The organism is Hyalangium sp., assembly GCF_045802625.1.
Lineage (GTDB): Bacteria > Myxococcota > Myxococcia > Myxococcales > Myxococcaceae > Hyalangium.
Map to the genome: position 1 here is coordinate 51,239 of NZ_JBJMQP010000135.1, position 15,841 is coordinate 67,079.

The 15,841-nt window shown below is 68.8% G+C and carries 10 protein-coding genes; 5 read left to right on the forward strand and 5 right to left on the reverse strand.

Annotated features, from left to right (window positions below):
- The first annotated feature begins 51 nt into the window (after window positions 1–51).
- Window positions 52–5,448 (forward strand): AAA family ATPase, encoded by a 5,397-nt coding sequence (locus ACJ8AT_RS25170; RefSeq protein WP_407740391.1) that lies wholly within the window; start codon window positions 52–54, stop codon window positions 5,446–5,448.
- Between the two features lie 22 nt (window positions 5,449–5,470).
- Here ACJ8AT_RS25170 and ACJ8AT_RS25175 read toward each other — a convergent pair whose 3' ends face one another.
- A complete protein-coding gene (locus ACJ8AT_RS25175) occupies window positions 5,471–5,593 on the reverse strand; it encodes a hypothetical protein (RefSeq protein WP_407740392.1) in 123 nt (40 codons plus the stop codon).
- Window positions 5,594–5,626: 33 nt separating this feature from the next.
- On the reverse strand, window positions 5,627–5,893 hold the full coding sequence (locus ACJ8AT_RS25180) for a GlsB/YeaQ/YmgE family stress response membrane protein (protein ID WP_407740393.1): 267 nt from the start codon (window positions 5,891–5,893) through the stop codon (window positions 5,627–5,629).
- A 214-nt stretch (window positions 5,894–6,107) separates the two neighbouring features.
- Between ACJ8AT_RS25180 and radA the strand changes: the two genes are divergently transcribed.
- Window positions 6,108–7,469 carry a DNA repair protein RadA gene (gene radA / locus ACJ8AT_RS25185; protein ID WP_407740394.1) on the forward strand — a complete coding sequence of 454 codons (1,362 nt, stop codon included), beginning with the start codon at window positions 6,108–6,110 and terminating at the stop codon, window positions 7,467–7,469.
- A 106-nt stretch (window positions 7,470–7,575) separates the two neighbouring features.
- The gene (locus ACJ8AT_RS25190; protein ID WP_407740395.1) at window positions 7,576–8,205 is read left to right on the forward strand and encodes a pyridoxamine 5'-phosphate oxidase family protein; all 630 of its coding nucleotides are present in this window, start codon (window positions 7,576–7,578) and stop codon (window positions 8,203–8,205) included.
- A gap of 168 nt (window positions 8,206–8,373) precedes the next feature.
- Here the strand turns inward: ACJ8AT_RS25190 and ACJ8AT_RS25195 are convergent, their stop codons facing one another.
- The gene (locus ACJ8AT_RS25195; protein WP_407740396.1) at window positions 8,374–9,846 is read right to left on the reverse strand and encodes a potassium/proton antiporter; all 1,473 of its coding nucleotides are present in this window, start codon (window positions 9,844–9,846) and stop codon (window positions 8,374–8,376) included.
- Between the two features lie 108 nt (window positions 9,847–9,954).
- Here ACJ8AT_RS25195 and ACJ8AT_RS25200 point away from each other — a divergent pair, with 108 nt between their 5' ends.
- Both ACJ8AT_RS25200 and ACJ8AT_RS25205 read left to right on the forward strand, forming a co-directional pair.
- On the forward strand, window positions 9,955–11,736 hold the full coding sequence (locus ACJ8AT_RS25200) for a monovalent cation:proton antiporter-2 (CPA2) family protein (RefSeq protein WP_407740397.1): 1,782 nt from the start codon (window positions 9,955–9,957) through the stop codon (window positions 11,734–11,736).
- A 10-nt stretch (window positions 11,737–11,746) separates the two neighbouring features.
- Window positions 11,747–13,219, forward strand: a complete 1,473-nt coding sequence (locus ACJ8AT_RS25205) for a sensor histidine kinase (RefSeq protein ID WP_407740398.1) — start codon at window positions 11,747–11,749, stop codon at window positions 13,217–13,219.
- A 62-nt stretch (window positions 13,220–13,281) separates the two neighbouring features.
- On the opposite strand, the gene ACJ8AT_RS25210 is transcribed toward ACJ8AT_RS25205, so the two are convergent.
- Both ACJ8AT_RS25210 and ACJ8AT_RS25215 read right to left on the reverse strand, forming a co-directional pair.
- Window positions 13,282–15,078 (reverse strand): methyl-accepting chemotaxis protein, encoded by a 1,797-nt coding sequence (locus tag ACJ8AT_RS25210; protein ID WP_407740399.1) that lies wholly within the window; start codon window positions 15,076–15,078, stop codon window positions 13,282–13,284.
- Window positions 15,079–15,246: 168 nt separating this feature from the next.
- Window positions 15,247–15,816, reverse strand: a complete 570-nt coding sequence (locus ACJ8AT_RS25215; RefSeq protein ID WP_407740400.1) for an NUDIX hydrolase — start codon at window positions 15,814–15,816, stop codon at window positions 15,247–15,249.
- Window positions 15,817–15,841: the final 25 nt, after the last annotated feature.

A 15,841-nucleotide genomic window follows, 5' to 3' on the forward strand; every position in this document is an offset into this window, starting at 1 on the left:
GATAGAACCCTGGGCAGACTGATCAGTCCACGCCCAGGGAACGTCAACCGGATGCATCCAATCGCGGGCTATTCCATCAGGGAAACGCTCTTCTCCAGCTCCAAGTCCATCATCTGCCGAGCCGTCCGGACCGCCGATGGGCTGCCGGTGATCCTGAAGGTGATCAACGCGGAGTTCCCGACCACCGAGCAGATCGCTCGGCTCCACCGCGAGTACCGAATGACACGAAGCATCGAGGCGGAGGGGATCATCCGAGTCTTGGGCCTCGAGCGCTTCCGGAGCAGCGTGGCGCTCATCCTCGAGGACTTCGGAGCGGAGTCGCTGGCCCGCCTCGCCTCCACCCGGCGCCTGGAGCTCCCCCACGTCCTGAGCATCGCGATCCGGCTCGCGGACATCCTGGGGCACCTCCACCGTCAGCACATCATCCACAAGGATCTCAACCCCTCCAACATCGTCTGGAACCCGGACACCGACGAGCTCAAGCTGATCGACTTCGGCATCTCGACGGAGCTGTCGCGCGAGACTCCCGCCGTCTTCACCCCGAACGTGGTCGAGGGAACCCTGCCCTACATGTCGCCCGAGGCGACCGGCCGCATGAACCGGGCCATCGACTATCGGACGGACTTCTACTCCCTGGGCGTCACGCTGTACGAGCTGCTCACCGGGCAGCTGCCCTTCACGTCGGTCGATCCGATGGAGCTGGTGCACTGCCACATCGCGCGCGTCCCCGTGCCACCGCGCGAGCGGGTGCCGGAGATCCCCGCCGTCGTCTCCGACATCGTGCTGCGGCTGCTGTCGAAGCGGGCGGAGGATCGCTACCAGAGTGCCTTCGCGCTGGCCGCGGATCTGCGGCGGTGCCTCGAGGAGGTGCGGGCCACCGGCAGCGTCACGCCCTTCGAGCTCGGGCGTGGGGACATCCCCGAGCGCCTGCAGCTCCCGCAGAAGCTCTACGGGCGCGAGCAGCAGCTCGAGGAGCTGCTCGAGACGTTCGACCGGGTCGCCGAGGGCACCGCGGAGGTGGTGCTGGTGGCGGGCTACTCGGGCATCGGCAAGAGCGCGCTCGTGCACGAGGTGCACAAGCCGATCGTCAAGCGCAGGGGGTACTTCATCTCCGGGAAGTTCGACCAGTTCAACCGGAGCATCCCCCTCCACTTCCTCATCCAGGCGTTCCAGGAGCTCATCCGTCAGCTGCTCACGGAGCCCGCGGAGCGGCTCGCGATGTGGAAGGAGCGGCTCGTGGCCACGCTCGGGCCGAATGCCTCGGCGCTGATCGACGTGATGCCGGAGGTCGAGTTCATCATCGGGCCCCAGCCGAAGGCGCCGAGCCTGCCGCCGACAGAGGCCCAGAACCGCTTCATGCTCTCGTTCGAGGGCTTTGTCCGGGCCTTCACGGGGCGCGAGCATCCGCTCGTGGTGTTCCTGGATGATCTGCAGTGGGCGGACCTGTCATCGCTCGCGCTGCTCAGGCGGCTCATGACCCACCCGGACACGAAGCACCTGCTGCTGATCGGCGCCTGCCGTGACAACGAGGTGCACACGGCCCCCCTGCTCCTTCCCATGCTGGAGGAGATCCGCAGGGCCGGGACCCCTGTCCGCACCTTGAACCTCGGGCCGCTGGGGCGCGAGCACTGCCTCCAGTTCCTGGCGGACGCGCTGGGCCGCAGCCCCGAGAGCGTCGAGCCGCTCGCGGACGTCTGCCTCCGCAAGACGGAGGGCAACCCCTTCTTCCTGGGGCAGTTCCTGCTCTCGCTGCATGAGGCGGGGATGCTCCGCTTCGACGCTCCGTCCGGCGGCTGGACGTGGGACCTGGAGTGGATCGTCCAGACGCCCATGACGGACAACGTCGTCACGTTGATGGCCACGAAGATCCAGAAGCTCCCGGAGGACGCACAGCGGGTCCTCCGGCTCGCGGCCTGTATCGGCAACAGCTTCGATCTGAAGACGCTCGCCATCGTGAATGCCAGGCCCCAGCAGGAGACGGCGGACTCTCTCTGGGCGGGGCTCCGCGAGGGGCTGATCCTCCCCCTGGGGGACGGCTACAAGTTCATCGAGGATCGCTCGGCCGCCTCGGACTTCGTCACCGCGGCCGGGACTCCGAGCCCCTCCCCTGCCTCGAGCCACAGGGTCACCTACCGCTTCCTGCACGATCGCGTGCAGCAGGCCGCCTATGAGCTGATCCCCGAGCGCTATCAGCGCGAGGTCCACCTTCGGATCGGCCGCCTGATGCGCTCGGGCCTCACCCCCGCGGAGCAAGGCGAGGAGCTCTTCACCATCGCCAAGCACCTCAACCTGGGAGCGGAGCTGCTCGACAGCCAGTCCGAGCGGGACGATCTGGCCGAGCTCAACCTCGCCGCCGCACGCAAGGCCCAAGCAGCCGCCGCCCACGTCGCCGCTCGGGAGTACCTCGAAGCAGGCCTCGCGCTGCTGGGCGAGGAGCCCTGGAAGCGCCGCTACGAGCTCACCCTCCAGCTCCACACCCAGGCAGTGGAGGCGAGCTTCCTGAGCACGGACTTCGTGTGGATGGATCGCTACGCCGCCGAGGTGCTGGCGCAAGCCCGCGGTCCGCTCGATCGGGCCCGGGTCTACGAGGTGAAGATCCAGGCGCTGGCCATGCAGAACCGGCTCAAGGATTCGATCCTGACAGCCCTCGAGATCCTGGCGCTGCTCGGCGTCGAGTTCCCCGCGCAGCCGACGCCCGCGGATCTGAGCACCGCGATCGCCGAGGCCCAGGAGGCCATGCGCGATCGCCGCATCGAGGAGCTCATTGAGCTGCCCACGATGACGGATCCCTTGATGCTCGCGGCGGCGCGCACCCTCGCGATCGTCGCCTCGACCGCGTACCTGGCCAATCCCACGCTCTTCCCGATCATCGTGCTCCGCGGAATCGTGCTCGCGACGAGGTACGGCAGCACGGGGGCTCTCGCGTACATCTATGCCTCGCATGGCGTCGTCCTCGTGGGAGTCCTGGGGGACCTGGACTCCGCCTACGCGTTCGGCAAGCTGGCGCTGCGGGTCCTCGAGCGCCACGAGGCCCGGGAATACGTCTCACGCACCCACCACCTCTGGAACATGTCCATCCGGCCTTGGACGGAGCACGTGCGCGCGAGCTTCGAGGGCTTCCAGGATGTCTACCGGATGGGGCTGGAGACGGGGGACCTCGAGTTCGCGGGCTGGGGGGCGCTCCAGCGGGTGATCCACGCCTTCTTCATGGGACAGCAGCTCGAAGAGGTCGACCGCAGAGCCGAGGGCTGGCTCCCAGTCATGGCGCAGTTCAAGCAGAAGAACGCCCTCTACACGACGCGGCTCGTCCAACAGACGGTGCAGAACTTGAGAGGAGCCTCCGAGAACCCGTGCCGCCTTGTCGGCTCGGCCTTCGACGAAGAGCACATGTTGCCTCGCAGCCGGGGAAGGGAAGCCGCCGTCGGCCTGGCGATCTTCTTCCTCTACAAGCTCCAGCTGTGCGTCCTGTTCGGGCAGCCCGCGGAGGCGCTCGCCTGCGCCGCCCAGGCCGAGTCCGCTCTGGACACGCACGTGTCCACCATTCAGATCCCCAGCTTCCACTTCTTCAGCGCCCTGGCGCGCCTGGCGCTCTACGGCACCCTGCCGCCCGAGGAGCGTGAGCGCGCGCTGCGGCGCGTGGACGAATCCCTGGAGAAGATGAAGGCCTGGGCCGCGCGTGCGCCCATGAACTACGCGGCGAAGCAGGCCCTGCTCGAAGCGGAGCGGCACCGCGTGCTCGGAGAGGCGGAGCAGGCTCGAGCGGCCTACTACCGGGCGATGGCTGACGCCCGGAAGCACGAGTACCGCAACGACGAGGCGCTCGCGACGGAGCTGTTCGCCTCGTTCCTGAGCGAGCGTGAGGAGCACGAAGTCTCACGGCTCTTCAGGGCCAAGGCGCGCCACGCCTATCACCTCTGGGGCGCCGAGGCGAAGGTCCGCGCGATGGACCGGGCCTTCCCGGAGCTGCGCATGCTGACGAGCTCCACCGGCGGAGGAATGCTCGCGCCGCTCTCGGCGGAGAACGTGACGACCACCCAGGAGACCCGCTCCTCGGATGCGCTCGATCTGGTGAGTGTGCTCAAGGCCTCGCAAGCGATCTCCGGCGAGGTGGTGCTCGCCGAGCTGCTCAAGAAGCTGGTGCGGCTCGTGGTGGAGAACGCGGGGGCCCGCTGGGGCCTGCTCATGCTGGAGGGCGAGCGGCCCCTGATCGCCGTCGCCCAGAGCTCGCCGAAGAACGAGGTGGAGACCGTCTCCCTGCACGAGAGCCTGGAGCAGCTCCCGGTCGAGTTCTCGCACGCGATCATGCGTTACGTGGGCCGCACGCAAGAGGTGGTGGTGCTCGGCGACGCCTCCACCGCGGAGATCCTCCAGTCGGATGCCTACGTGGCGGCGCACCGCCCCCGGTCCATCCTCTGCATGCCCATCCTCCACCACAAGAAGCGCGCGGGCATCCTCTACCTGGAGAATGATCTGCTGGCGAACGCCTTCACCCCGGAGCGCTGCAAGATCCTGGAGCTGCTCGCCGCGCAGGCCGCCATCTCGCTCGAGAACGCCAAGCTCTACGACACGCTCGACACGCGCGTGAAGGAGCGAACGCAGGAGCTGACCAACGCGCTCCAGCGCCTGCAAGAGACCCAGAAGCAGCTCATCCTGCAGGAGAAGCTCGCCTCACTGGGCAGCCTGACCTCGGGGATCGCCCACGAGATCAAGAACCCGCTCAACTTCGTGAACAACTTCGCCGAGTCCGCGGTGGAGCTCACCGCCGAGCTCCGTCAGGCCCTCCACCTTCAGCGGCCTCCTCAGGGGGGAGCGGGCGCAGAGACTGTCGACCAGCTGCTCCAACACCTGGAGGTGACCGCGGCGAAGATCTCCGAGCACGGCAAGCGGGTGGATCAGATCGTCCGCGCCATGCTGGAGCACGCACGGAATGGGCCGGGGAGCCCCCAGGTGGTCGACATCAACAAGCTCGTGCACGAGTACGTCAACCTCGCCGTGGTGGGCCATCGGGCCAAGGGGGTGGATGCGGCGCTGGCGGCCACGATCGAACTCCACTGGGATGAGGCGCTCGGGAGCGCGGCCGTCACGCCCGAGGATCTGGGGCGAGTCATCTTGAACCTCGCCAACAACGCGCTCTACGCGCTCGAGCGCAGAAAGCGCGCGCTGGGGAGCGGCTTCCTGCCGGTGCTGGGAGTGAGGACCCGGGATCTGGGCGATCGCTTCGAGATCCTCATCCGGGACAACGGCGGCGGCATCCCCGCGGCGGTGAGGGGCAGCATCTTCAGCCCCTTCTTCACCACCAAGCCCCCCGGAGAAGGAACCGGGCTGGGGCTCTCGATCAGCCGAGACATCATCGTCCAGGGTCACGGCGGGACGATGGAGTTCACCTCCGAAGAGGGCGAGGGCACCGAGTTCAAGCTCACCCTGCCGAAGCGCGACCGCGAGCTCTGACCGCGTGTGGGGACAGGGCCCGTCAAGCCGTGGGCAGGATGACGCTGAACGTCGTGCCTTGCCCGAGCTCGCTGGCCATCTGAAGTCGGCCGCCCAGCGAGAGGATGATGCTGCGGCACACGTTGGCAGGCAGCGGGCTTCGCACCCGCTGCCCTCCCCTCTCCCTACCGGCGCTGCGTCAGACGACTCGCCGGGTGCGTCCAGCCATGCCTACCAACAAGAGCACCAACATCGCGCCGAGCACCGAGAACAGGAGCCCCGTCGGGTGCAGATCCCACATGTGGCCGTTGGTGTAGAAGAGCGAGGCGATGAAGCCGCCCACGAACGAGCCGGCGATGCCCAGCAGGGTGGTGGCGATGAGGCCCATGGACTGATTGCCGGGCATCAGCGCGCGCGCAATCAACCCCGCCAACAGACCAATCACCAGGAACGCGATGATACTCATGACTCCCTCCCTTGAATGGAGAGCACCGCGGTGTGCGGCGCCGTTGGGAAGGAAGGTGGTTCGCCCCCGGCACTGGCACAACTTGACACCCGCCCCTTGCATCGCGAGCGCCCCCCTGCTCGCCCGCCCTCCGGTCGGCTGCCTACCCTCGGGTGGGCGAGGGCCATCAAAAAGAGGGGGAAACGTCAGAGGGAACGGCTAGAGAACCCTACCCATGGCGAAGGCGAAGACGCACTACACCTGCCAGGCGTGCGGGTACCAGTCGGCGAAGTGGCTCGGGAAGTGTCCGGACTGCGGCGCGTGGAGCTCGCTGCTGGAGGAGTCCGCGGCGAAGGTGGATGAGAAGCGCCCGGCCTGGGGGGCCTCGGGCGGGGCCTCCAAGCCGGTGCTCCTCAAGGACGTCAGCGGCGAGGTGGAGGCCCGGCGGCGCACGGGCATCGCCGAGTTCGATCGGGTGCTGGGCGGCGGTGTGGTGGACGGCTCGCTGGTGCTGCTCGGAGGGGATCCGGGCATTGGCAAGTCCACGCTCCTGCTGGCGGCGCTGGATCGGCTGTCTCGCCACGGGCCGGTGCTCTACGTGTCCGGCGAGGAGAGCCTGCGGCAGACGAAGATGCGCGCCGAGCGGCTGCACGTGGAGAGCCAGGCCCTGCACCTCTTCGCGGAGACGGACGCGGAACGGGTGCTCGCGGCGGCCGAGGCGCTCAAGCCCACGGCCCTGGTGGTGGACTCGATCCAGACGATGTACCTGCCGGACCTGGGCAACGCGCCGGGCAGCATTACCCAGGTGCGCGAGGTGGCCGGGCGGCTGATGGCGTTCGCCAAGCGCTCGGGGGTGCCCACCTTCCTCGTGGGCCATGTGACGAAGGAGGGCTCCATCGCCGGCCCGCGCGTGCTGGAGCACATGGTGGACACCGTCCTCTACTTCGAGGGCGAGCGCGGCCACCCGTTCCGGATCCTGCGCGCGCACAAGAACCGGTTCGGCTCCACGAATGAGATTGGCGTCTTCGAGATGAAGGGGCTGGGGCTGGTGGAGGTGCCGGATCCGTCCGCCCTCTTCCTGGCGGAGCGGCCGGTGGGCAAGTCGGGCAGCGTGGTGACGTCCACGCTCAACGGCACGCGGCCGCTGCTGGTGGAGGTGCAGGCGCTGGTGGCGCCCACGGGCTATGGCACCGCGAGGCGCACGGCGATCGGCGTGGACGGCAACCGCGTGGCGCTGCTGGCGGCGGTGCTGGAGAAGAAGGAGGACATCCCGCTGGTGGGGTGCGACTTGTTCGTCAACGTGGCCGGCGGCATGCAGTTGTCGGAGCCCGCGTGCGATCTGGCGGTGTGCGCGGCGCTGGTGTCCAGCCTGCAGAACCGGCCGATGGATCCGCAGACGCTGGTGCTGGGTGAGGTGGGCCTGGCGGGCGAGGTGCGCGCGGTGGGCCAGGTGGAGCCGCGGCTCGCCGAGGCGGCGAAGATGGGGTTCCAGCGCGTGGTGCTCCCCAGCGGCAGCGCCCGGCGCATGGAGGAGACGAAGCTGAAGGTGATCGGCGTGGAGACGCTCAGCGAGGCCTTGAGCGCCATGTTCGACTGAGCGCTCAAGCGGCCATTATTTCAATTCCAGCAATGGTGATGTGCTCTTCATCCCCATTATTGCAGGGAGTGCCCAGCCGTATCTTGCGCTCATGAGGCTCCACTCCATGAACGCCCTGAAGAGGTTCTCCAGCGATGTCGCCTTCACCGAGCAGGTCAAGGCCCTCCAGCATCGCAAGGGCTCGCGGAAGGCCTACGAGCGCATGGAGCAAGGTGGCGGTTGGGCAACTGCCATCTCCGAGGATCTGAGGGAGTTCATTAGCCGGCAGCGGGGCTTCTTCCTCGCGACGTCCAACGCGGAGAACCAGCCCTACATCCAGCATCGCGGCGGGCCGCCGGGCTTCCTGCGCGTGCTCGACGAGCACACGCTGGGCTTCGCCGACTTCAGCGGGAACCGGCAGTACATCAGCCTGGGCAACCTCGCCGAGAATCCCAAGGTGCACCTGTTCCTCATCGACTACGCCCAGAGACAGCGCATCAAGATCTGGGGCGAGGCACGGGTGGTGAGTGACGATGCCGCGCTGCTGCGCTCGCTCACTCCCCCGGACTACCGGGCGCGTCCCGAGCAGGCGATCGTGATCAAGATCGCCGCCTGGGACGCGAACTGTCCACAGCACATTCCGCAGCGCTTCGACGCCGAGGAAGTCCAGGCCGCCTTGCGCGAGCGCGACCAGCGGATCGCGGAGCTCGAGGACGAGCTGCGGCGGCTGAAGAAGCGTTCGGAGGATTGCCCCTGAAGCCGGCGGGCCGCTCGGGAGTATCCGACCCCGGATCCGGTCAGCGGCTGGAAGACCTACGGAGGCGGGCTCGACAGTGTTGTGAATCCGAGCGCTCTCACCAGAGGCCCAGGTGGCGGCTTCGATTCCCGCCGCCTCCATCCCGAGAAGCCCAGCAGTCTTGTGCGCCTACTCGTCCTCGCGCTGGCCGAACATCAGGCGCAGAAAGGGCAGGTCCTCCGAGTGGGAGAACACATAGACGTGATCCCTCGCCTGGAGGACCGTGTCGCCCTTGGGGGCCAGCAGTTCCTGGCCTCGGACGATCAACATCGCGGCGGACTCGGGGGGAAAGGGCAGCTCCGAGATTCGCGCGCCCGCCGCCGCCGAGGCCTCGTCGATGTAGAAGGCGCTCAATTCGCCGTTGAGCAGTTGTGTGGAGGCGATCTCCAACACCGCCGGCGGTGGAGCCGGCACGTTCGCCGCCAGCCCCAGCTTGCGCGTCACCCACGGCACCGTCGCTCCCGGGATGAAGCCGTTCACCACCACGATGAAGAAGACGATGTTGAAGAGCACATGGGCTCCCGGCGCTCGCGCCAGCACCGGGTACGTCGCCAGGATGATGGGCACCGCGCCTCGCAGCCCCACCCAGCCGGTGTAGAGGATCTCCCTCGCCGGGAAGCGGAAGGGCAACAGGCACAGCAGCACCGCCAACGGCCTCGCCACGAAGGCCAGGAAGAGCCCCAGGCCCAGGCCCAACCACGCCACGCCGATCAACTGCCGCGGGAACACCAGCAGCCCCAGCACCAGGAACATGGCCACCTGCGCCAGCCACGCCAGCGCGTCATGGACTCGCAGCAGGCCCGTGCGGTAGCGCAGGGTCTCGTTGCCCATCATCACGCCCACCGCGTACACCGCCAGGAAGCCGCTGCCGTGCAGCAGCGTGGGCACTCCAAAGGCCAGGAAGGCCAGCGCCAGCGTCATCACCGGGTAGAGCCCCGCGGCCTGGAGCGGCAGGCGCTTGAGGAGCTGCCGGCCCATCCAGCCAATCGCCAGGCCCATCCCTCCGCCCACGGCCATCTGAACGACGACCTCCAGCAACACCCCCCAGGACAGCCCCTCTCCGTGCACCAGGTTCTGCGTGAGCGTCACCGTGAGGATGACGGCCATCGGATCGTTGAGGCCGGACTCCAGCTCGAGCGTCGTGCCCACTCGCCGCTTGAGGTGAATGCCGCTGCCGCGCAGCACGGAGAACACGGCCGCCGCGTCCGTGGAGGAGACGATGGCGCCCAGCAGGAGCGCCACGGGCCAGCTGAACTGGAACAGCCAGTGCGCGGCGATCCCCATGAAGGCCGCCGTGGCCACCACTCCCACCGTGGCCAGCAGCGAGGCCGGACGGATGGCGGATTGGATGGCCGCCAGCGGAGTGTTGAGCCCCCCATCGAAGAGGATGAGCACCAGCGCCACCGTGCCCAGGCGAAAGGCGGCGGCGTAGTTGCTGAACTCGATGCCTCCGGGCCCATCCACCCCCGCGGCCATGCCAATGCCCAAAAAGAGCATCGCCACCGGCAGCCCGAAGCGCCCCGAGGCCCGGCTGAGCAGGGCGCTCAGCCCCATCAACACACCCGCGACGACCAGCAGGAAGGCGGTAGGGAGGGGCTCCATCAGGCCTCAGTGGTGAGGGGCCATGAGCATGGCCGCCACGGCGCCTCACTCTACCCGCGGGGCGAGGCGGGATTGTTCCCCCCTCCAGGCATATGCAATGAGGAAGACATGTCCTTTCTCTCACAGGCCCTCGTCTTCCTGGCCGCGACCGTGGTGGCCGTCCCCCTCTTCAAGCGGCTCGGGCTGGGCTCCGTCCTGGGCTACCTGGCCGCGGGCATGGTCATCGGCCCCTGGGGCTTCCGGGCCATCTCGGATGTGGAGAGCATCCTCCACTTCTCCGAGTTCGGCGTGGTGCTCTTTCTGTTCCTCATCGGACTGGAGCTTCAGCCCTCCCGGCTGTGGGAGCTGCGCAAGTCCGTATTCGGGCTCGGCAGCCTCCAGGTGGTGGGGACCGGGGCGCTGCTGGCGGTGGGGGGGATGCTCGCTGGGCTGAGCGCTCCCACGGCCCTCATCGCCGGGCTGGGCCTGTCCCTGTCCTCCACCGCCTTCGCGCTCCAGCTCCTGGCCGAGAAGAACGAGCTCACCACCGACTATGGGCGCGCCTCCTTCAGCATCCTGCTGTTCCAGGATCTGGCCGTCATCCCGCTGCTGGCGCTGCTGCCCCTGCTCGGCACCGCTGGCGCTCCCTCCACCGAGCCCACGTGGCTCTCCGCCCTCAAGGGCGCCGGGGTGCTGATCGCCGTCGTCCTGGCGGGCCGGTACGTGCTGCGCCCCGTGTTCAAGGTGGTGGCCTCGTTCCACAGCCAGGAGCTGTTCACCTCCACCGCGCTGCTGCTCGTCATGGGCACCGCGGCGCTGGTGAGCGCGGTGGGGCTCTCCATGGCGCTGGGCGCGTTCCTGGCCGGCGTGCTCCTGGCGGACTCGGAGTTCCGTCACGAGCTGGAGGCGGACATCGAGCCCTTCAAGGGTCTGCTGCTGGGCCTGTTCTTCGTCGCCGTGGGCATGTCCGTGAACATCGGCCTCGTCACCACGAGCCCCTTGCGCGTGGTGGGGTTGGTGCTGGGGCTGGTGGCGCTCAAGGCCGCGGTGCTCTACGCCATCGGCCGGTGGGCCTTCCGGAGCAACGAGCAGGCCCTGAGCATGGCCATCGTCATCTCCCAGGGGGGCGAGTTCGCCTTCGTGCTGTTCCGGCTCGCGGTGGGCTTCCACGTCATGGAGGGCGGGCTGGAGGACCTGATGGTGGTGGTGGTGAGCCTCTCCATGGTCACCACGCCGCTGCTGTTCGCCGCCTATGCGCGGTGGCTCCGCCCCCGCTTCCAGAAGAAGGCCCACCGCGAGTTCGACGTGGCCCCCGAGGAGGACCATCCCGTCATCATCGCCGGCGTGGGCCGCGTGGGGCAGGTGGTGGCCCGCCTGCTGCGCGCCAAGCGCATCGGCTTCACGGCCCTGGACATCAGCTCCGAGCACATCGACTTCCTCAACCGGATCGGCAGCAAGGTCTATTACGGGGATGCCTCGCGGCTGGACCTGCTGCGGGCCGCGCGCGCGGACAAGGCCAAGGCGTTCGTGCTCGCCATCGATGACGTGGAGGACTCGGTGCGCACGGCCGAGACGGTCATCCAGCACTTCCCCCACCTCACCCTCTTCGCGCGCGCCCGCAACCGCCAGCACGCCTACCGCCTGCTCAACCTGGGCATCAAGCACGTCATGCGCGAGACGTGGGTCTCCAGCTTGGAGATGGCGGAGGAGCTCCTGCAGGAGCTGGGGCTGACCTACTCGGAGAGCCACAAGACGCTGGAGCGGTTCCGCCAGCACGACGAGGCGCTGCTCCAGGCCACCTCCCCGTACCACAAGGATCCGCAGAAGCTCACCGAGATGGCGATCAAGGCGCGCGCCGAGCTGCAGAGCCTCTTCGAACAAGACGCCGCCGAGCAGAACAAGGCCGGCTGAACCCCGCGCCATGAGCGGCTCTCCCCTTCCCTCCTCCGGACTGCGTGGCGCGCTGGGCTCGCTCTCGGCGAGGTTGCTGCTCGCGTTCCTGCTGCCCACGCTCGCGCTCTTCGGGCTGACGGGGGTGGCCAGCTACGTGCTGGCGCGCTCCATCCTCGAGGAGGAGCTGGGCCAGAGCCTGTCCGCCATCGCCGCCGCCGCCGCCAGCCAGGTGAGCGGAGAGCGGATGCTCACAGTGGAGCCCGGGGATGATGTCCAGGGCACGCGCACGTGGCGCAACCTCACTCGGTTGCTGGGAGACGTGCAGAAGGCCAGCGGCGTGCGCCGGGTGTTCGCGGTGGATGCGCAGGGGCGCGTGCGGGTGGACGTGGGCGGCGGGCTGCCCGTGGGCGCCGAGGTGCCGGAGCTCGCCCGGGACAGGCGAGAGCTGACGCGGGTGTTCTCCGGACAGCGCGCGGCCAGCCAGGTGCTCTTCAGGGGCTCGGACGGGCAGCTCTACAAGACGGGCTATGCGCCGGTGCGCCAGGGAGACGAGGTGGTGGGCGCCGTGGCCGTGGAGGGCAGCGCGGCCTTCTTCGGCCCGCTGGCGCAGCTGTCCCATACCTTCACGGTGGCCACCGCCGTGGCCCTGGGGGTGCTGGCGGCGATGGCGGTGCTCACGGCCCGAGGGCTGGCCCGGCCGCTGCGCCGGTTGATGGACTCGGCGCTGCGCATCGGCCGGGGAGACCTGACGACACCCGTGCCGCCCGAGCCGACTCGGGAGATTGGCGTGCTCGCCCGCGAGCTGGAGGAGATGCGCGGGGCGCTGGAGAGCCGGGACCGTCAGCTCAAGCTGATGCTCGCCGGGGTGGCCCACGAGGTGCGCAACCCGCTGGGCGGCATCGAACTCTTCTCGGGCCTGCTCGCCGAGGACCTGAGAGCGGGCAGCTCCGCCGAGGCCACCGAGCACGTGGCGCGCATCCAGCGCGAGGTGGCGTACCTCCAGCGCATCGTCGAGGACTTCCTGGCCTTCGCCCGAGAGCAGCCCCTGGCCCGCGCGCCCATGGAGGCCCCCGCGCTGCTGGCGGGCGCGTGCGAGCTGCTGGCCGCCGAGGCCGAGGCCCGGGGCGTGAAGGTAGAGGTGGACGCGGCCCCTGCCCGATTGGAAGCGGATGGGAGCCTGCTGACGGCCGCGCTGGTGAACCTGGTGAAGAACGCCGTGCAGGCCTCGCCCTCGGGAGCACGCGTCCAGGTGACGGGCCGGGCGGAGTCCCAGCGCTACGCCATCCGGGTCCACGACGCCGGGCCCGGCATCCCCGAGGCCGAGCGCGAGCGCATCTTCGAGCCCTTCTTCACCACGCGGCAGAAGGGCACGGGGCTGGGGCTGCCGCTGGCCAGGAAGATCATCCGGGCGCACGGCGGAGAGCTGGAGTTCACCTCCGCGCCGGGCGCCACCACGTTCACGCTGACACTGCCGCTGGGGTCCACGGGCGCGGACCGATAGCCCCGCCCTATGGACGGGGTGGACTGGTCCAGCATGGCGGCGATCCGCCCGGCGTGCTCCTGTCAGTTCACGGTGAACTGCTGAGCCATCTCGCTGACTTCGGTGGACACCGCCTCCAGCGTGCCGGTGGCCTGCTGCGTGGACTCGAGCCGCTTGAGCGTCGCGTCCATGATCTGCGACAGGTCCGCGATCGCGCTGAAGATCTGCGAGATGCCCGCGTTCTGCTGATTCACCGCCGCGACGATCTGCCGCATCGCCGCCGAGTTCTCCTGCGACAGCTTCGACAGCTCGCGCAGGCTGTTACTCGAGGCCCTCATGCGCTCCAGGCCGCCCTGGATGTCTCGCGAGCCCTGCTCCACCATCGTCGCCGCGGCCCGGATGGCGCCAATCACCTCGCCCAGGATCGCCCGGATGCGCGTGGTGCTCTTCACCGACTGGTCCGCCAGCGCGCGAATCTCCCGCGCCAGCACCGCGAACCCCTTGCCGTTGTCGCCCGCTCGCGCCGCCTCGATGGCGGCGTTCACGGCCAGCAGGTTCGACTGGTCCGCCATGTCCTTCACGGCCTCGGTGATCTCGCCGATCTGCGTGGCGCTCTCCGCCAAGCGGTTCAGCTTCACCTGCATGGCGTCCACGAACTGCTGAATGGTCGCCAGGCCCTGCATGGACTGCTCGATGGCCGCCTCGCCCTCGTGGCCCAGCTCCTCGGCGCGGCGCGCCACCCGGAGCATGGACTCGGCGCGCTCGGACGTCATCTGCGAGGTGTGCTTGATCTCCTGAGAGGTGACTTGCGTCTCCTGGATCGCCGCCGCCTGCTGGTTGAGGCTCTGCTGCTGCTCGTTGTTGGCCTCGCTCAGCTCCTTGCCGGCCGCCACCAGCCGCGAGGCCGACGAGGCCAGCGTCTCGGGGATCTGCCGCAGCTTGGAGAGCACCGAGTTCAGCGCGAACGCCAGGTCGCCCATCTCATCCGTGGACACCCAGTCCGGAGAGGAGATCCGCCCCACCGCCAGGCCCTCGATGGCCTTGCCCACCGCGCTGGCGCCCTGCGCCTGCCGGCGCGCCAGCATCCACGCGGTGATGGTGGGAAGAATCAGCGCCAGCACCGCCACCCACGGCAGCACGTAGGCCAGATCCGAGAACATCGAGCCGCTCAGGTCCTGGATCTTCTGCGCGGACGCGGTGGCGCCCTCGTTCACCAGCTGCGTGTGGAGCGCGTCGCGCAGCCCCACCAGCTTCACCGCCACCACGCAGCTGCACAGCATGAGCGTGGCGATGATGGAGGCGATGAAGGTGAACGGCAGGAACCACGTCTGCCGCGGCCAGAACGGGCCCGTGCCCTGGAGCATCAGCGACGCGTGCGCCTTGCGCTCCTCCATGGCCTGCGCCAGCCCCTGCTTCTCCAGGCTGATGCCGAACGGGAAGGAGACCACCACCCCGAAGCAGAACGCGATCAGCGTGCCCAGCAGCACACGGATGGCCCCCTTCTCGTAGGCGTGGCTGGTGATCAGCGCGAAGCTGAAGCCCCCCAGCGTCCACGCCACGTACGAGGTGACGAGGCTGGCCTGCCACGGCATCTTCAGGATGCGCCGCAGCCGGTCCCCCGGCGCATCCCCGGGCAGGTGCCGCAGGGACCGGGAGGCCAGGTAGGACAGCGCCCCGTACGGGTACGCGAAGCAGAACACCGCCGTGAGGGGCAGCATGTACTTCACGACCGTCGAGAGGGCCTCGTCGCTCGGCACGCCCACCGCCATGGCGATGAGGTACGCGCAGATGAGGATGGGCGCCAGCACCCACATGAGGAACAGCAAGCTCCCGCGCCTGGCGAAGTCGCGGATGAGTTGATCGTCTTTGGAGGGATCCACGGGCGCCATTCAATCCAAGAATCGCGCCGCTGTGAACTGCCCTCTCAAAAGAAAAAGCCGGGAAGAACCTGATTTCAGGAGTACTCCCGGCCCGTTTCACGGGATGTAGCACTTTCTACAGGCGATCGAACCTCCCCGCTCGCCGGCCATCCGAGGGCCTCGCGGGCTTTATTTCCGGCCCGCGGCGGCCCGGGCCTTCTCCAGCAGCCGGCGCAAGGGGGCCTCATCCGCGCGCTGCAGCGCCTCGGCCCACCCCAGCCACTGGGCGCCGAAGGACTCGTTCGGATCATGCACCAGCGCCTCCGGGTCGTCCGCGACGATGAGGTAGCGCACATCCAGGTGGAAGTGCTCGGGCTCGTCCTTGCGCGCGGGGATCCGGTGGATGTCCACGTCCAGCGGCCGAGGCGCGGTGGGGTGCAGCCGCACCTGGCAGCCCGTCTCCTCGCGGGCCTCTCGCAGCGCCGCGGCCTCCATGCTGCCTCCGTCCGACGCCTCCGCGTGTCCCCCGGGCTGCAGCCACCGCTTCAGCTTCGCGTGGTGGAGCAGCACCAGGCGCTCGCCCGGCGGGTCCACCACCACGGCGCTGCCGGTGAAGTGCGCGGTGGGCTGCGAGCGCGAGAATGGGCTCGGCAGCTCCACGGCGAAGGCGCGCATGCGCTCCAGATCCTCACGCTCCTTGGCATCCGTGGGGACATGGCGCGAGAGCAGCTCCAGCAGGTTCGTGTTCGTCAGGGACATGGCGGGGATAAACCGCATGTGGGCG